This is a genomic window from Pantoea sp. B_9, from assembly GCF_008632015.1.
In the GTDB taxonomy this organism is placed as follows: domain Bacteria; phylum Pseudomonadota; class Gammaproteobacteria; order Enterobacterales; family Enterobacteriaceae; genus Pantoea; species Pantoea dispersa.
This window is the reverse complement of sequence record NZ_VWVL01000002.1, coordinates 187,552-205,372: the sequence shown is the minus strand read 5'-3', so window position 1 is coordinate 205,372 and position 17,821 is coordinate 187,552. Positions and strand designations below refer to the sequence as shown.

17 protein-coding genes are annotated in these 17,821 nt (G+C 49.5%); 7 read left to right on the top strand and 10 right to left on the bottom strand.

The window, feature by feature from the left end; genetic code table 11:
* Position 1 precedes the first annotated feature (1 nt).
* The 7 genes from F3I21_RS07840 (at position 2) to F3I21_RS07810 (ending at position 8,980) form a co-directional block, all read left to right on the top strand.
* A complete protein-coding gene (locus F3I21_RS07840; RefSeq protein WP_150058650.1) occupies positions 2-904 on the top strand; it encodes a GDP-mannose 4,6-dehydratase in 903 nt (300 codons plus the stop codon).
* Complete coding sequence (locus F3I21_RS07835) at positions 880-2,046, top strand: glycosyltransferase family 1 protein (protein WP_088516589.1); 1,167 nt, start codon at positions 880-882, stop codon at positions 2,044-2,046. The genes F3I21_RS07840 and F3I21_RS07835 overlap by 25 nt, the downstream gene beginning before the upstream one ends.
* A complete protein-coding gene (locus F3I21_RS07830) occupies positions 2,043-3,158 on the top strand; it encodes a glycosyltransferase family 4 protein (protein WP_168715151.1) in 1,116 nt (371 codons plus the stop codon). The genes F3I21_RS07835 and F3I21_RS07830 overlap by 4 nt, the downstream gene beginning before the upstream one ends.
* A gap of 133 nt (positions 3,159-3,291) precedes the next feature.
* Complete coding sequence (gene gndA / locus F3I21_RS07825; RefSeq protein WP_058757307.1) at positions 3,292-4,701, top strand: NADP-dependent phosphogluconate dehydrogenase; 1,410 nt, start codon at positions 3,292-3,294, stop codon at positions 4,699-4,701.
* An 86-nt stretch (positions 4,702-4,787) separates the two neighbouring features.
* Complete coding sequence (locus F3I21_RS07820; RefSeq protein ID WP_088516586.1) at positions 4,788-5,735, top strand: glycosyltransferase family 2 protein; 948 nt, start codon at positions 4,788-4,790, stop codon at positions 5,733-5,735.
* Between the two features lie 28 nt (positions 5,736-5,763).
* Positions 5,764-6,684 (top strand): hypothetical protein, encoded by a 921-nt coding sequence (locus F3I21_RS07815; RefSeq protein ID WP_146068683.1) that lies wholly within the window; start codon positions 5,764-5,766, stop codon positions 6,682-6,684.
* 1 nt (position 6,685) lies between these two features.
* The gene (locus F3I21_RS07810) at positions 6,686-8,980 is read left to right on the top strand and encodes a hypothetical protein (RefSeq protein WP_146068684.1); all 2,295 of its coding nucleotides are present in this window, start codon (positions 6,686-6,688) and stop codon (positions 8,978-8,980) included.
* A 33-nt stretch (positions 8,981-9,013) separates the two neighbouring features.
* Here F3I21_RS07810 and F3I21_RS07805 read toward each other — a convergent pair whose 3' ends face one another.
* The 10 genes from F3I21_RS07805 to hisD form a co-directional block, all read right to left on the bottom strand.
* A complete protein-coding gene (locus F3I21_RS07805; RefSeq protein ID WP_150058649.1) occupies positions 9,014-10,126 on the bottom strand; it encodes a succinylglutamate desuccinylase/aspartoacylase family protein in 1,113 nt (370 codons plus the stop codon).
* A 112-nt stretch (positions 10,127-10,238) separates the two neighbouring features.
* Positions 10,239-11,036, bottom strand: a complete 798-nt coding sequence (locus F3I21_RS07800; protein ID WP_150058648.1) for an ABC transporter substrate-binding protein — start codon at positions 11,034-11,036, stop codon at positions 10,239-10,241.
* Positions 11,037-11,102: 66 nt separating this feature from the next.
* Positions 11,103-11,579 (bottom strand): YbaK/prolyl-tRNA synthetase associated domain-containing protein, encoded by a 477-nt coding sequence (locus tag F3I21_RS07795; RefSeq protein ID WP_072209928.1) that lies wholly within the window; start codon positions 11,577-11,579, stop codon positions 11,103-11,105.
* A gap of 105 nt (positions 11,580-11,684) precedes the next feature.
* Positions 11,685-12,296, bottom strand: coding sequence for a bifunctional phosphoribosyl-AMP cyclohydrolase/phosphoribosyl-ATP diphosphatase HisIE (hisIE, locus tag F3I21_RS07790; RefSeq protein ID WP_021509350.1), 612 nt, complete (start codon positions 12,294-12,296; stop codon positions 11,685-11,687).
* Entirely contained in the window at positions 12,290-13,066 is a 777-nt protein-coding gene (gene hisF / locus F3I21_RS07785) for an imidazole glycerol phosphate synthase subunit HisF (protein ID WP_021509351.1), read from the bottom strand. Before hisF ends, hisIE begins: the two co-directional genes overlap by 7 nt.
* Complete coding sequence (gene hisA, locus F3I21_RS07780) at positions 13,048-13,785, bottom strand: 1-(5-phosphoribosyl)-5-[(5-phosphoribosylamino)methylideneamino]imidazole-4-carboxamide isomerase (RefSeq protein ID WP_150058647.1); 738 nt, start codon at positions 13,783-13,785, stop codon at positions 13,048-13,050. Before hisA ends, hisF begins: the two co-directional genes overlap by 19 nt.
* Positions 13,785-14,375 carry an imidazole glycerol phosphate synthase subunit HisH gene (gene hisH, locus F3I21_RS07775; RefSeq protein WP_021509353.1) on the bottom strand — a complete coding sequence of 197 codons (591 nt, stop codon included), beginning with the start codon at positions 14,373-14,375 and terminating at the stop codon, positions 13,785-13,787. The genes hisA and hisH overlap by 1 nt, the downstream gene beginning before the upstream one ends.
* Entirely contained in the window at positions 14,375-15,442 is a 1,068-nt protein-coding gene (hisB, locus tag F3I21_RS07770; protein ID WP_021509354.1) for a bifunctional histidinol-phosphatase/imidazoleglycerol-phosphate dehydratase HisB, read from the bottom strand. The genes hisH and hisB overlap by 1 nt, the downstream gene beginning before the upstream one ends.
* On the bottom strand, positions 15,439-16,515 hold the full coding sequence (gene hisC / locus F3I21_RS07765) for a histidinol-phosphate transaminase (RefSeq protein WP_150058646.1): 1,077 nt from the start codon (positions 16,513-16,515) through the stop codon (positions 15,439-15,441). Before hisC ends, hisB begins: the two co-directional genes overlap by 4 nt.
* Positions 16,512-17,819, bottom strand: a complete 1,308-nt coding sequence (gene hisD / locus F3I21_RS07760) for a histidinol dehydrogenase (protein WP_150058645.1) — start codon at positions 17,817-17,819, stop codon at positions 16,512-16,514. The genes hisC and hisD overlap by 4 nt, the downstream gene beginning before the upstream one ends.
* Between the last annotated feature and the right edge of the window lie 2 nt (positions 17,820-17,821).

Genomic DNA, 17,821 nt, shown 5'->3' with positions numbered 1-17,821 from the left:
TATGACTAATGGCAAAAAAGCATTGATCACCGGGATCAAGGGCTTTACCGGCCATTATATGGCAGCGGAACTTTCCGCTGCTGGATATGATGTTTATGGCCTGGGTTCAGCTTCCTCGGATAATATCGATAACTATTTTCAAGTAGATCTCACAGATAATATTCAAGTTAAAAACGCAGTAGATTGTATAAGTCCCGATGTGGTCGTTCATTTGGCAGCAATTGCTTTTGTTGGTCACTCAAAGCCGAACGCATTCTATGATGTCAACCTTTCCGGCACGCGCAACTTGCTATCTGCGTTAACAGAAACAAAGAAAAAGCCCGAAGCCGTATTAGTGGCAAGTAGCGCAAACGTTTATGGAAATAATATTGCTGGTAAGCTTGATGAATCAACGCTTCCGAATCCTGCCAATGATTATGCCGTTAGCAAACTTGCTATGGAATACATGGCTAACCTGTTTAAAGATAAGTTGCCATTAATTATTACCCGTCCTTTTAACTATACGGGAGTAGGGCAAGCTGAGAATTTTTTAATTCCTAAAATTGTCAAACATTTCCGCGAACGCAAAGACGTTATTGAACTTGGTAATATAGATGTATGGCGTGACTTCTCAGATGTACGAGATTTAGTAAAATGCTATGCTGAATTACTAAAGTGTAAAGCTTTTGGGGAAGTGGTCAATGTTGCTACTGGAGAGATGCATTCACTTAGAGATGTTATTAGCCTTTGTGAAGATATTACCGGTCACTCCATAACCATTGAGGTAAATCCTGGATTTGTTAGACCAAATGAAATCAAAGAGTTGTGCGGTGATATTTCGTTGCTGAATAGTCTGATTGGCCATGAAATGCAAAAAGTACCACTTAGGGAAACTCTGAAATGGATGCTGGAAACAAAAAGCTAGAGGTTGTTTTCTCGACGGATTGCATAAAATACCCTTTAACGGGTATCGGGCGTTATGCTTTTGAACTGGCGAAACAACTTCAGCAACGGGAAGATAAACTTTCACTTACTTTTTTGCATGGAACAAGAATAAGAGATTCATTGGCGGTTGCAAGTGAATCTTCGCAATCCGTTCAGTCGCTTAAGCGAGAGTTACAAAAAAGCAAAATAGTTAGTGAAGTTTATCGCCTTGTTTTTCCTCATTTAAAGTCCCGGGCACTTAAAAAATTCAAAGAATACATTTACCATAGTCCTAATTATTATCTCCCTCCGCGTGTTAAAAATTGCGTTGCGACTTTTCACGATCTGTCAGTATTTCATTGGCCACAGTTCCATCCTGCTGGGAGAGTACATCTCATGCAGAAAGAGTTGCGTAACACTGTAAAGCGTGCTTCGGTATTGATAACGGATTCGTATTATACAAAAAATGAGTTGATGGAATTTTTTTCGCTGGATGAGAAGAAAATTTCAGTTGCACCATTGGCGTGTAATCACCAATTTCATTCGCGAACTCAAGAGGATGTTCACGCAGTATTGGATAAGTATCATTTAAAATGGCGTCGCTTCTTTCTTTATACTGGTACAATCGAACCCAGAAAAAATATTTTAACGCTTCTACGTGCATATGATCGCTTGTCATTACAAGAGAAGAACAATTTCCCGCTCGTTATTAGCGGATATAAAGGCTGGGAAAATGAAGAGCTCTTTCGTCTTTTTGATAAAGGCGAGCGGGAAGGCTGGTTGAAATATTTAGGCTTTGTGCCAGGTAACGATTTACCCATGCTCTTTAGTGCTGCTAACAGTTTCCTCTTTCCTTCGATTTATGAAGGGTTTGGATTACCAGTTTTGGAGGCTATGTCATCTGGCACTCCCGTTATTTGTTCAAATGCAACGTCATTACCTGAAGTTGTTGGAGATGCCGCGCTAATGCATGAACCGGAAGACATAGAATTGCTCACGCATTATCTGAAAATGATGATTAATGATGAGGAGTTGAAACAGAAAATGATCCAGGTTGGTCTTAGTCAAGCCCAAAATTATTCGTGGTCATTCTGTGCCGATAAAACGATAGAAGCGTATGATCAGGTTTCTAAATTAATATGATAAAAGTCCTTCACTGCTATAAAACATATTACCCGGATACTTTTGGTGGGATTGAGCAAGTTATTTATCAGCTCGCTGAAGGCGGTGTGAAAGAAAATATCCAATCAACGGTTTTTACGCATAGTCCTGATTTTGATGATGCTATTTCAATGTTGGATCATCATACTATTCATCGTGTTAAAACATTATTTGAGTATGCTTCTACGCCAATTTCATTTACTGCTATTGCTGAGTTTAAAAAGCTAGCAACACAGGCAGACATTATTCATTATCATTTTCCCTATCCGTTTATGGATGTCCTGCATTTCTCAAATTTTACAAAAAAGCCATCGATCGTAAGCTATCATTCCGATATTGTTAAACAAAAGGCTTTGCTAAAACTTTATACACCATTGATGAATAGGTTCCTTTCCAGTGTAGATTGCATTGTTGCTGCATCACCAAATTATGTCGAAAGTAGCCCGATTCTGCAAAAATTTAAAGATAAAGTTAAGGTCATTCCCTATGGTCTGAATGAAAGTTTTTATCAAAACAATGATCCCCAGGTATTAGAAAAGTGGTCCCAGCGATTCCCTAACGGCTTTTTTCTTTTCATTGGGACTTTTCGTTACTATAAAGGGCTTCACATACTCATCGATGCTGTCGCTGGTAGTGATTATCCTGTTGTCATTGTTGGTGCGGGACCCATCGAATCTGAACTGAAAGCGCAAGCCCAATCGTTGGGTATCGACAATATTCATTTCCTTGGTGCATTACAGGATGACGATAAATCTGCGTTATTACAGCTTTGCACTTGCTTAGTTTTTCCTTCACATCTTCGTTCAGAAGCTTTTGGTATTTCTTTGCTTGAAGGGGCTTTGTACTCAAAACCACTGATTTCAAGCGAAATTGGAACCGGTACTACTTTCATCAATATTGACGGTCTTACCGGTCTGGTTGTCCCGCCTTCAGACCCCAGGGCTTTACGCGAAGCTATGGATGAGATCTGGTTCAACCCAGAGAAGGCTCATACCTTTGGCCAGGCTGCTCAACAACGATTCGAAAAACTTTTTACAGCGGACAAGATGATTGAAAGTTATGCAGGTTTATATATGTCTCTGTTAAATAAGTAAATTTTATCACTCGCTGCATTTCTCAAAAAGCATCAATAATTACCTCTTATCACCTCTCATAAGTTAACATATTGGTCACTTACTGAATGGTGTTACTGGTAACACCTAGCGAGACCACAGACAGGAGTATGTAATGTCCAAGCAACAGATCGGCGTTGTAGGTATGGCAGTGATGGGGCGCAACCTTGCTCTTAACATCGAAAGCCGCGGTTACACAGTCTCAATCTTTAACCGTTCACGTGAAAAGACTGATGAAGTTATCGCTGAAAATCAGGGCAAAAAACTTGCTCCTTATTACTCCGTGGAAGAATTTGTCGAGTCGTTAGAAAAACCCCGCCGCATCCTTCTGATGGTACAGGCAGGCGAAGCGACAGATAAAACCATCGCTTCACTGACGCCACACCTCGATAAGGGCGACATTCTGATTGATGGTGGTAACACCTTCTATAAAGACACTATCCGTCGTAATAAAGAACTGTCTGATCAGGGCTTCAACTTCATCGGTACCGGTGTCTCCGGCGGCGAAGAGGGCGCACTGAAAGGCCCATCGATCATGCCTGGCGGTCAGAAAGAAGCGTATGAACTGGTAGCGCCAATTCTGGATAAAATTGCTGCGCGTGCAGAAGACGGTGAAGCCTGCGTTACTTACATCGGTCCGGACGGTGCTGGTCACTATGTGAAGATGGTTCACAACGGTATCGAGTATGGCGATATGCAGCTGATTGCAGAAGCATATGCTTTACTGAAAGGCGCACTCGGTCTGAATAATGAAGAGCTGGCTAAAACCTTCACTGACTGGAACAACGGTGAGCTGAGCAGCTACCTGATCGACATCACCAAAGATATCTTCACCAAAAAAGATGAAGACGGTAAATACCTGGTTGATGTGATTCTGGATGAGGCAGCCAACAAAGGTACTGGTAAATGGACCAGCCAGAGCTCCCTGGACCTTGGCGAGCCACTTTCTCTGATCACTGAGTCAGTATTTGCTCGTTACCTCTCTTCACTCAAGTCACAGCGTGTTGCAGCTTCTAAAGTGCTGAGCGGCCCTCAGGCGCAAGCCTTCACCGGTGACAAAGCTGAGTTCATTGAGAAAGTGCGCCGTGCATTGTATCTGGGTAAGATCGTTTCTTATGCTCAGGGCTTCTCTCAGCTGCGTGCGGCTTCAGAAGAGAACAACTGGGATCTGCATTACGGTGAAATCGCGAAGATCTTCCGTGCTGGTTGCATCATCCGTGCACAGTTCCTGCAGAAAATTACTGATGCTTATGCGACCGATGCTAACATCGCAAACCTGTTGCTGGATCCCTACTTCAAAAACATCGCTGATGAATATCAGCAGGCGCTGCGTGATGTTGTCTCTTATGCCATCCAGAACGGTATTCCAACGCCAACCTTCTCAGCGGCAATTGCATACTACGATAGCTATCGCTCAGAAGTGCTGCCTGCCAACCTGATTCAGGCGCAGCGCGACTATTTTGGTGCGCACACTTATAAGCGTATTGATAAAGACGGTGTGTTCCATACTGAATGGCTAGTTTGATCATTTATCTTTAGTAAAAAATCCCAGCTTGCTGGGATTTTTTGTTTTCTTTTATTATTCAATTAAATTATCTCGGGATTTAAAAAGTGAAACTTATTATTCAAATGCCATGTTTCAATGAGGCTGGAACTTTAGCAATTGCTTTGGCAGCGTTACCCCGTCATGTCAAGGGGTTTGATAAAGTCGAATGGCTTATAATTGATGATGGCAGTACGGACAATACTGTTGAAGTCGCTAAGGAATGCGGTGTTGATCATATTGTTCAACATATGGGTAATAAAGGATTAGCAGTAGCTTTTATGACGGGTATAGATAACTGTCTAAAATTAGGTGCTGATGTAATAATTAACACTGATGCAGATAATCAATACAATGCTGATAATATTCCTGATTTAGTAACTCCAATTCTTGAAAAAAAAGCTGAAATGGTTATCGGTGCCAGACCAATAGCAACCATTGAACATTTTTCACCTGCAAAAAAGTTTCTGCAAAAATTGGGTAGTTGGGTTGTAAGGGGAGCAAGTAAAACAAATATTCCTGACGCACCTAGTGGGTTTCGAGCAATAAGCCGAAGCGCTGCACAGAAATTGATCGTTTTTAGCGAATATACTTACACATTAGAAACCATAATTCAGGCGGGACAAAAAGATATTTCAATCTGCTCTGTACCTGTTGACGTTAATGATGACCTTCGCCCATCAAGGCTAGTAAAAAGTATTCCCTCATATATTCAAAGAAGTATATTTACTATTATAAGAATATTTGTCATCTATAGACCATTCAGATTCTTTTTAACAATTGGTTCTTTATTGATGTCAGTCGGGGTTTTGATTAGTATAAGATATTTATATTTTTACTTTTTCCGTGATGGTGAAGGGCATATTCAGTCGCTGATTCTTTCCGCCATTTTAATCATGATGGGATTCCAAACGATATTAGTCTCATTTTTGGCTGATTTGTTATCCGCCAACCGGAAATTATTAGAAGATATTCGTGTTAAGACAAATAAGATATTACATGATGAAAAAGAGTGATTCGGTATTTTATTAGGGTGTGGATGAGATGAACGGTAAAATACCTGTAAACAATAGCACAAGTGTAAGTGCTAATAAAAAAAATTACGCAAAAGCGTTGAATTTTATTGGTGGCCTTATTGCAATACTGAGCATTATCTTTGTAGCATTGCGTTTGAATAGCTATCTTACAAGTGAAAGCTTGTCGTTTTTTAATTTGAAGCATGTTTTCATTGTGTTGATACTGGTTGTTCTTTATGGACTTGGTAGTCTATTGTTAGGATGCGCCTGGAAAAACATTTTGGCAATGTCTGGTTCTGAGAAAAAGCTTAAGTGGGCAATTTCAACTTATGGTCTAGCCCAAATTGGAAAATATATACCCGGCAATATATTTCATTTGGCAGGCCGTCAGGCATTAGGTTTGAAAGATGGCGTATCAGGAGTAGCCCTTGCTAAGTCCACTGTTTGGGAGCTTGGTTTGTTAGCAATAAGTGGAGCAGTTTTTCTGATAATTGCAGCCCCCGCTTATTTTAATCTTCCTGAAATAGCGACAGTATTATCTTTGCCTGTTTTTTTAGTAACAACAGTCGTTTTCTATTACTTTTTATCTGTTTTTTTTAATGAGTTGTTAGGTAAAGCTTTTATACAGCAAGTTATATTTCTAACCTTGTCAGGATTTATCTTTTATTTCCTTATTTGCATTGTAAGTGAACAGGGTTTTCTTGATTTTAGTAAAATGCATTTCCTCTTTTTCGTGCCTGCAGCCTTTGTTACAGCCTGGTTAATAGGATTGGTCACCCCTGGAGCTCCGGCAGGAATGGGGATTAGAGAGGTTGTGCTTATTTACTTATTGGGCGGATTATACGATAAGGATATTATAATTTTAACAGTATTGATCTCCAGGATAGTCACTGTGTTAGGTGATGTGTTTTTTTATACTATTTCTTTTTATATTCGGAGAATCAACTAAGATGATGGTTGGTGATGTTAAATTCTCTTCTGGGAATTTTGTTTTCTGTACAATATGCTTATTATTGGCATTAATAATCAACAATGTTATACCTTTTTTATCACTGCCTACAATGGGACAGGCGCTGTGGGCTATGGGTTATGCGAAATCTCTATCTAACGAAGGTTTTTTCAATTTATATGCTTATGATATAGGGTTCCCACACCCTGCCGCTATCGCATTTGGATTATCCGCTGTTTTACCATTAAGTTGGTTAATTAAGTTCGGCATTTTGCCCGAGGCTGCTTATAGCTTAGTTTTTGCTTTATATATTGGCTTGGCATTCTTAGGATGCTATAAAATCAGTAGGTTATTTCATGCAAGCCAAAATATTGCATCTATTTTTTCATTACTTTGGCTTATCACACCAGTTATCGGACGCCACTCAGGCTATTCGATGTTGATGCTTGGAATAGCTCTCATTCCATTTTATTGTTGGATAACCTATGTTTTCTTTCAGGCATCTGAATATGATTTCAGTCAGCTTTCATTAAAGTTTTTAGCCTTTCTAAGTTCTGTAATTATATCCGTTTTTATGGATGGCTATACTTTTATCATGTTTGCGGTAGCAGCATCTGCAATAGCTTTATTCTCATTCCTTCAATCAGCCAATAAAAAATCATTCTTTCTCAAGAAATTAATTGGATATTTAGTGGCTTTTTGCTGTGCTTACCTTCTTTATTCCTGTTTCATAGGGAAAAGTTCATATCAGCCAGAGTCTTTAGATTTTTTTAGAGGTTGGGGGTTAGATTTAAGCTTTTTATTTATTCCTACTCAAGGTGTGTTTTGGTTTTATGATCTATTAGCTTTATCGAAACATCGAACAGCATCACAATTTTTTGGTGATGCCTCAGTATGGAATACGAGCTTTATTTTGCCATTTTTATTGTTAGGTGTAATTGGATGGTATCAAAACAAGAGAAAAAGTATCTGGTTTTATTGTGTTTTTATTTTGGGTGTTTTTTCTGTTTATATGGCACTAGGACCATCGATAAAGCTTTTCTCATTTAAACCTGATAATTACATCGCGCCATCTGATATGGCTAATACTATGCTAATGCCTGAGAAGTATGCATTAGCTCCAACTGGTAATTCTTTTATATCGCAATACCTTCCTGGCTTCAATGTTATGCGAGCCTCATATAGGTGGATCGCTTTAGCATCCTTTTGCTTTTGGGTCCTAACTTTAAGTATGTTGGTAAGAGTAAGTAAAAAGAGGCAATATATATTTTCAATTCTACTGGTCGCTCTATTTCTTCCTCATTTATCTAAGGCCTGGAACTATGGAAGAGCTAATTTTTTATCCGTAGCGGATATTAACAAGAAAATGGTCGACAATCTTAAAATTGATATCGATCGTTCGTCTCGAGTGGCATTCATTCCATGGAATAATGATTTCTTTGCTAATTATTTAGCGCCTTATTCTAATTTCAAAACCTTTAATATTGGTGGTGATAAGAATTTAGATGTGGCTAAATTGCATTGGCCGCCGGTTATGCTCAATCTACAAGGAGCAGTTTCTGACGCTCAAATTCCTTATATAACTCAGTTGTTATTAAATAAAGACGTTGATTATATCATAATTCCTTTTGTTAACATGTTATGGTCTGCCCATTATTGGGAATGCCCTGAGGATACACTACTGCCTTTATCATCAGAAAAGCGGATTTCACTTAAAAATGATCTGGATTTCAAGTGTCCCGCTGTTATAAAAAAGAATTATTCGTCTTTAATTTATAAATTAGATGAGATTCCATTCTTCAATGTTAAAGAAAGAGATTACTATGCTGTTATTAGTTTAGATGAAAAGAAATATACCGAATATCTTAACTCCGAAAACATCCATTATCCTTTTGTTATAAATGATACAGATTTCAATCTTGACTTTGTACTTGATGATGGATGGTATTATAGAGAACCGGGTCATGTTTGGTCAAAAGATAAGGCAGTTTTACAACTTCCAGTGCCAAATGACTCATCGAATTTTTATGTGCTTAAATATAATGTTTTATTATCAAACGTAAGAAATTCGGTTGATATAGAGTTTAAAACTTCACAAAATAATCAGATTGTTACAGAGGAAGTTACATCCAAAACCAATGATGCTTCGATTGTTTTAATTCCAATCGATCATTCTCAGAAGGTCCAAAAGATAGAGTTGTTTGTAAAGGACGCTAAATCTCCAGCTGAGTTAGGTCTTGGTACGGATAACAGAATGTTAGGACTTTCTTTACAGGAAGTATCTATAAAACATTAATCTTTAACGGCCTTTAAATAGGCCGTTTTTTTCCTATACCAGCAAATCCCCTCTGCGTCCCGCATTTTCCCCCGCCAGCCTCACCACCAGCATCCCAGCCGTGACAAACTTGGTCAGGTTTCGTGCATACAGCACGCCGCCAAACTCAGCCACCAGCGGTGTCACGTAGTCATTGAGCGGGTCGACAATCTCCGCCACCACTTCGCCCGCTTTAACCCACTCACCTAATTTTCTGCGGTTCAGCAGTAGTCCGGAGTGAGGTGCGTGGATGTACTCACAGCCTGCCAGCTGGGTTGGTGCATGGATCAGGGCAGGGGAGTCTCCGGTTTCTCCGGCAATATATCCCCCTTCAATCAGCGCATTGATAATTGCATCCGCATCCTTCTCCGCCTGTTCCGGCGATACATCGGCTACGCCGCGCAGTTCCAGCGTCACCGGCAGCAGGCCGCGCGGCATCGGGTAGTCCTTGCCAAAACGCTCAGCCAGTGTCAGCCAGGGTTCGCAGCAGGCCTCATCAAAGGGCTCTCCGCCGGAGATCTGCGCCAGTAGCTGCACTTCACTGCCAAGCCAGCGCGCCAGCGGCTCAATCTCCGGCCAGGCGTGCGGTGTGGTGTAAAGATGCGGCAAGGCATCCCAGTCGCAGTGCAGGTCAATCATCAGGTCTGCCTGGCTGGCCATGCGCATCAGGGTGAAGCGCTGGGCCTCCAGTTCGCTTTTGGCGATGCGGTCGCGGTAGTGACGATCGATGGCGTCGCGAATCAGTCGTTTGTTTTCATATTCACTCTGTGTCAGCGAGCCCGCCAGTTCTGCCGCCAGCGTATCGCCCAGCGCCGGGAAGCGACGGTTAAAATCCTGACCAGAAAGAGTATGAAAACGTCCGAGGTGAGTGCCGTGCCAGTGCTGACCCAGTGCGAGCGGATTCGCGACCGGCACCAAAGTGATTTTGGCTTTCAGCTTGCCCGCCGACTCCAGCGCCAGTAGCTTCTGCTTGAGATACCACGCCACCGCCATGCCCGGCAGTTCATCGCCGTGCAGCGCCGCCTGAATATATACCCGCTGCTGTGAGTCGGTGCCGAAGTGGAAGCTGACAATTTCCCGCTGGGTGCCCAGCGTCGCGCTTAACAAAGGATGATGTTGTTGTTGCATAACGCAGTCGATGTCCTGTGTCTGGGGCACGCTCGTGGCCGCGCCGCATGAAATTGATGAAGGGAATTATAGTTCTGCTGGAAAAAGGGCGGCAAATGCGCCGCCCCATCGATCACGGCTTAATAGAGATATCCGTCGCAAAATACTTCTTCTGCAAGGTATCAAAGGTACCGTTCTTTTTGATCTCCGCGAAGGCGTTGTCCAGCGCGGTTTTTAATTCGGTGTCGCCTTTGCGCAGGCCGATGGCGGTGCCAGGGCCGATAATCGGATCCTGCACAATCGGGCCAGCCAGCTCGAAATCTTTGCCCTGCGGATGTTTCAGGAAGCCGTTTGCGGCCTGTGCGGCATCGGTGAACACCACGTCAAGGCGTCCGGAAATCAGGTCGCTCTCGACCTGTGCCTGATCGCCATATGGCACCACGTTCACGCCGTGCGGCTGCCATTTTGCCAGCGCGTAGCGCTCCTGCACGGTGCCCTGTTCCACGCCCACGGTTTTGCCTTTCAGCGATTCCGCAGTGGGCAGCAGGCCGGAGCCTTTACGCGCAATCAGCTGGGTGTGGGTGTCATACAGCGGCACGGTGAAGTCGATCTGCTTCAGACGCTCTTCGGTGATACCCATATCCGACAGAATGGCGTCAAACTTACGCGCCTTCAGCGCCGGGATCATGCCGTCGAACTGGCTCTCGACCCACACGCATTTGGCCTGCATCTGCGTGCACAGCGCATTGCCGAGGTCGATGTCAAACCCGACCAGCTTGCCCTGCGGCGTTTTGGATTCAAAAGGGGGATAGGTAGGATCAACGGCGAAACGCACCTGATCGATTTTTGCCTGAGCGCCGAACGCGCAGCCTGCCAGCACAGCCAGTGCCAGCGTCTGGCGCAGACGGGCGGTAAAACGGGAACTTGCCATAGTTGCGGTCTTCTTTTGTCGTGATGATAAGTCATCGAGAGTACCGCTCAGCGTGGTGTATGGCAATTAGAGTATTATTTTCATCACGTTACCATTATGCAGTGCGCGGTAATCCTCCACCTGCAGTACCACCGACTTCTCCAGCAGCCCGGCGTTAAAGGCAATTTCGTCGTAGCGCTCGAACAGCAGCGGGTCGACCACCAGCTGTAAATCCGCATGAAAGCTAAACGGCGGAATCGCGCCAAATACGCAGCCGGTCAGCGCATCCACCTCAGCCGGCGAGGCCAGCGAGGCGCGACGGCCACCCACGGCGGCTGCCACTTTACTCAGGTCGGCCTGCTGGTCGGCCGGTAGCACCGCCAGCACATGCTGTTTGATGCCGTTGCCCTTGACGTGACACACCAGCGCTTTGGCACCTTGTCCCACTTCCGTGCCACGAATCGCGGCCACAGCTTCACACTTTCCGGTCGCTTCATGCTCCATGAGTCGGTAACGGGCGTTATGCTGATCGAGCAGGGCGAGCAGTTTTTCATGCGTGGTCATGAGGGTTTCCATTCTGATGAAGCGCAATTGATCGCACTCTTTTGCGAAGTATGCTGCTCAAAATCGAGCCAGAAAGCCCGTATTGAGCAGCATGGCGCACAATTGTTACTTATGGCGTGCGCGCAGGTTGTTGATGATGGTGCTGAGGTCCAGCTCCTGATCCTGCAGCAGCACCAGCAGATGGTACAGCAGATCGGAGGCTTCGTTGGTCAGTTCGTGGCGGTCATTGACGGTAGCGGCCAGCGCGGTCTCAACACCTTCTTCTCCCACCTTCTGTGCAATGCGCTTGGTGCCGCTGGCGTACAGCTTCGCCGTATAGGAGCTGGCCGGATCGGCGCTTTTACGCGAGGCCAGCAGTTGCTCCAGCTGATACAGGAACGTCCAGTCCGGTGCGGCAGGCGAAAAGCAGCTCGAGGTACCGAGATGGCAGGTGGGGCCAATCGGATTGGCCAGCACCAGCAGCGTGTCGTTATCGCAATCCGGCGTGATGCTGACCACTTTGAGGAAGTGACCCGACGTTTCACCTTTGGTCCATAAACGGTTTTTGGTGCGGGAGAAGAAGGTGACGTTGCCGTCGGCCAGCGTCTTGTGCAGCGCGTCCTCGTTCATATAACCGTGCATCAGCACTTCGCCGGAGACGTTGTGCTGGACGATGACGGGCATCATGCCCGCGGTTTTGGCCCAGTCCAGTCTGGCCAGTTGTTCTGCAGTTAACACGCGCGAATCTCCACACCGTTGTCGATCAGGAAGTTTTTCAACTCGCCGATATTGATAATTTGTTTGTGAAACACCGAAGCCGCCAGCGCGCCGTCGACGTTTGCCTGCTCAAAGGCTTCGAGGAAGTGCGCCATGGTTCCTGCGCCACCGGAGGCGATCAGCGGCACCTTACACACGTCACGCACCTTCTTCAGCTGCACCAGGTCGTAGCCGTTACGCACGCCGTCCTGGTTCATCATATTCAGTACGATCTCGCCAGCGCCCAGCTTCTGCACTTCCTCTACCCAGTCCAGCGTTTCCCACTGGGTAACGCGGGTGCGCGCTTCGTCGCCGGTGTACTGATTGACGTGATACTTGCCGCTGGCTTCATCAAACCAGGTATCGATGCCCACCACGATGCACTGCACGCCGAAGCGGTCCGCCAGCCGGGTAATCAGCGTCGGATCGGCCAGCGCGGGCGAGTTGATGGAGATCTTATCTGCGCCAAACTGCAGAATGCGTGCCGCATCTTCCGGGGTTTTAATGCCCCCGGCGACGCAGAACGGAATGTCGATCACTTCCGCCACGCGCGATACCCAGCTTTTATCCACCACGCGGCCGTCGGAAGAGGCGGTGATATCGTAAAACACCAGTTCGTCAGCGCCTTCCTGGGCATAGCGCTGCGCCAGCGGGACGATGTCGCCAATGATTTCGTGGTTGCGGAACTGCACGCCTTTCACTACTTGCCCGTCACGCACGTCCAGACAGGGGATTATCCGTTTTGCCAGCATGCAATTGCCTCCGCTACCGTAAATTTATCTTCCAGCAGGGCGCGACCGACAATCACACCCTGTGCACCGCTGCCGCGCAGGGCAGCGATATCGTCCAGTGAACCGATGCCGCCGGAAGACTGGAACGCGATGTCCGGAAACGCCTGGGATACTTCCTGATACAGCGCCACGTTGGAGCCGCTCAGCGTGCCGTCGCGCGAAATATCGGTGCACAACACATGTTTCAGGCCCACCGGCTGGTACCAGCCAATCACCTCTTCCAGCGTCACGCCTGCCGCTTCCTGCCAGCCGCTGATCGCCACTTCTTTGCGATTGCTGGCGTCAATGCGCACGTCAAGCGCCAGCACAATGGCGTCGGCACCGAATTCGCTGAACCAGCTTTTCACTTCTTCCGGCTGCTTGACTGCGGTGGAGCCAACCACCACGCGCGTGGCGCCGGCTGCCAGCAGGGCGGCCACATCGTCACGATGACGAATACCGCCGCCAACCTGCACCGGCACGCTGACGCCGCGTAAAAGCGCGGTTAGCAGCGGGATCTGGCGCTTTGCCGGATCTTTCGCCCCGGTCAAATCCACCAGATGTAACACTTCCGCGCCCTGGCGTTCATAATCCTGCAGGCGCGGCAGGGGATCGCTGCCGTAATCGCGCTGCTGGCCATAGTCGCCCTGATGCAGGCGCACCACTTTGCCGTCGATCAAATCTAATGCGGGGATAATCATTACATCTCCAGGAAATTTTTCAGCAGCTGCGCGCCGGCTTTACCCGAGCGCTCCGGGTGGAACTGCACGCCGAAGAAGTTATCTTTCTGCAGGGCGGCGGTGAACGGCAGGCCATAGTCGCACTGGGCGATGGTGGCGGCATTCACCGGCATGGCGTAGCTGTGCACAAAGTAGAAGTAGCTGCCGTCCGGAATGTTGCGGAACAGGTGATTGCCGGCCTGCGCGGTGATCTGGTTCCAGCCCATATGTGGCAGCGGTAAACCCTGGGTATCCATCAGCGATACCGGCTCATCAACGATGCCCAGCGTGCTGACGCCGCCGTTCTCATCGCTGCCGCGTCCGAGCAGCTGCATGCCGAGACAGATGCCGAGCACCGGCTGGGTGCAGGCTTTCACCAGCTCGATCAGATCGCGCTCCTGCAGCTGGTCCATCGCCGCCCGCGCAGTACCGACGCCGGGCAGAAACAGTTTGTCGGCGCGCAGCACCACGTCCGGATCGCGGCTCACCGCGGGCGTGTAGCCAAGGCGCTCAATCGCCCACTTAACTGAAGAGAGGTTGGCGCAGCCGGTATCAAGAATCACCACGTTCATTACAGCACTCCTTTCGAGCTCGGCAGGGTGTTGCCCTCAACGCGAATCGCCTGACGCAGCGTGCGGCCAAAGGCTTTGAACAGGCTTTCTACGCGGTGATGATCGTTGCGGCCTTTGGTTTTCAGGTGCAGCGTGCTCATCATGGCGTACGACAGCGAGCGGAAGAAGTGCTCGACCATTTCGGTGCTCAGGTCGCCAACGCGCTGATAGCTGAACTCGGCTTTGTATTCGAGGTGCGGACGGCCGGAGATATCCAGCGCGCAGCGCGCCAGGCACTCATCCATCGGCAACACGAAGCCGAAGCGGCCGATGCCGCGCTTGTCGCCCAGCGCCTTCAGCAGTGCTTCGCCCAGCGCCAGGCCGGTGTCTTCTACCGTGTGGTGATCGTCGATATACAGGTCGCCTTTCACCTCAATGTTCATGCGGAAGCCGCCGTGCACGGCGATCTGATCCAGCATGTGATCAAAGAAGCCGACGCCAGTGTTGATTTTGCTGCCGCCTTCGCGATCCAGCCACACTTCCACTTTAATCTGCGTCTCTTTGGTGTTGCGGTTCACCAGCGCGTGACGATCGCGTTTGGTCAGGCGCGCCTGAATCGCGTCCCAGTCTTCGCCTTCCGCACCGTAGCGCAGGCCCTGAATGCCCATATTCTGCGCCAGCTGGATGTCGGTCAGACGGTCGCCAATCACATAGCTGTTGGCGGTATCCAGCGCGCCGTCGGCCAGCCAGGCTTCGACCATTTTGGTCTTTGGCTTACGGCAGTCGCAGTTCTCTTCCGGCAGATGCGGGCAGATCAGGATGTCGCTGAAGTTCACGCCCTGTGAGCGCAGGATCTGCATCATCAGGTTGTGCGGGCCGTCAAAATCGGCCTGCGGGAAACGTTCAGTGCCCAGGCCGTCCTGGTTGGTGATCATCACCAGCTGATAACCCGCCTCCTGCAGCGCCAGCAGGGCCGGGATGGCGTTCTTCTCAAACGCCAGCTTCTCCATACGGTCCACCTGAAAATCCGTCGGCGGCTCAGAGATGAGGGTGCCATCGCGGTCGATAAAAAGGATCTTCTGACTCATGCTTGCTCCACAGATAAGGCTTGCAGCGCGGCGATCAGGCGCTCGCACTCTTCACGGGTGCCAATGGAGATGCGCAGACATCCCGCCAGGCCGGGGTTTTTGTTTTGGTCGCGCAGAATAATGCCCTGATCCCACAGCGTTTTAAACACTTTTGGCGAGTCGGTGAAGCGCGCCAGAATATAGTTGGTTTCGCTCGGGAAGACCTGCTGCACTACGCTCAGCTGCGGCAGCTCTTCGCACAGCCAGGCGCGGTTGTCGTTAAGCTGCTGCGCGTGCTGACGCATCAGCGCGATGCCTTGCTCGCTCAGCGCCTGCGCCGCCACGTCGGCCACCGGCGTCGCCAGCGGGTAAGGTGCAATCACCTTCAGCAACAGATCGATCACCGGCTTGTTGGCCAGCGTAAAGCCGCAGCGCAGGCCAGCCAGCGCAAAGGCTTTCGACAGCGTGCGCAGAATCACCAGGTGCGGGAACTCCTGCAGCCAGCCGGCCAGCGTTGCTTGCGGGCAGAACTCGATATAGGCTTCGTCGGCCACCACCAGCGCTTTGCCGGCGGTCATCGCCAGCAGCTGGCGGATGTCATCCTGATCAATCAGATTGCCGGTCGGGTTGTTCGGGCTGCACATGTACACCACTTTCACGCCGTCCAACTGGTCCGCGATTGCGGGCAGGTTGAGCTGCCAGTTGTCCAGTGCCGGCACGGTGCGGTACTCAATACCGATGGTTTCGGCGCTGACGCTGTACATGCCGTAGGTTGGCGGGCAGAACAGAATGGCGTCTTTGCCCGGCTCGCAGAAGGCGCGCATCAGCAGCTCAATCCCTTCATCCGCCCCGCGGCTCACCAGCACCTGCTCCGGCTGAACGCCGGCATAGGCGGCATAGCGCGAAATGACTAATTTTGGCTGGCACTCCGGATAGCGGTTCAGCGTCTGCTGCGACAGTTCAAACGGCACCGGCAGCGGAAATTCGTTCGCATTCAGCCATACATCACCGTTGCCACCGAGGCGACGAGCAGACTGATAGGGCGTCAGCGCGCGCACGTTGGCGCGGGCTAAATCTTCAACGTTGTTGCTCATGCTTGCTCCTTCAGGGCGGCGACGCGCAGGGTCACGGCATTTTTGTGCGCGTCCAGCTGTTCCGCGGCGGCGAGGGTTTCAATGGTGGCGGCGAGGTTGAGGAAGCCCTGCGGCGTCAGCTCCTGTACCGTCATGCGTTTCTGGAAATCGGCCAGCCCAAGGCTGGAGCAGGTCGCAGTGTAGCCATAGGTCGGCAGCACGTGGTTAGTGCCGGAGGCATAATCACCGGCGGACTCCGGCGACCAGTCGCCGAGGAACACCGAACCGGCGCTGGTGATCTCCTCAACCAGCGCGCGCGGCTGGCGCGTCTGAATAATCAGGTGCTCCGGGCCGTACTGATTGGAGATTTCCACGCACTGCGCCAGATCCTGCGCCACAATCAGGCGGCTGCTCTCCAGCGCCTGACGGGCCGTGGCGGCACGCGGCAGCTGCGCCAGCTGTTGTTCAACCGCCAGCGCCACGCCTTCGGCCTGCTGCCGTGAAGGCGTCAGCAGGATCACCTGGGAATCCGGACCGTGTTCGGCCTGCGACAGCAAATCTGAGGCGACAAACGCCGGCGTCGCGCCTTCGTCGGCAATCACCAGCACTTCAGACGGACCGGCAGGCATGTCGATCGCTGCGCCGTCGAGACGCTGGCTGACCTGGCGTTTTGCTTCGGTCACGTACGCGTTGCCCGGGCCAAAAATCTTGTCCACTTTCGGCACGCTTTCTGTGCCGAAGGCGAGTGCGGCAATCGCCTGCGCGCCGCCGACCTGAAACACTTCCTGCACGCCGCACAGCTGCGCCGCGTAGAGAATTTCATCGGCAATCGGCGGCGGCGAGCACAGTACCACACGGCCGCAGCCGGCAATGCGCGCCGGCGTTGCCAGCATCAGCACGGTAGAGAACAGCGGCGCCGAGCCGCCAGGAATATACAGGCCGACCGACTTCACCGGACGGGTGATCTGCTGGCAGCGCACGCCCGGCTGGGTTTCCACGTCCACCGGCGGCAGAATCTGCGCGTTGTGGAAGGTTTCGATATTCGCCATGGCGTCTGCCATCGCCTGCTTTAAATTGTCGCTCAGCCGCTCGCCGGCCGCCTGCATCTCAGCGGCGGACACGCGCAGATTCTCCACCTGGGCTTTGTCGAAGCGCGCGCTAAACGCCCGCAGCGCCGCGTCGCCCTGCTGTTTTACCTGCACCAGCACGTCCTGCACGGTGGCGCTGATGCTGGCCGATGCCGAGATTGCCGGACGCTGCAGCAGCGCCTGCTGCTGTTCGGCACTGCACGCCTGCCAGTCGATAGGTTGCATGATTGCGCTCATCG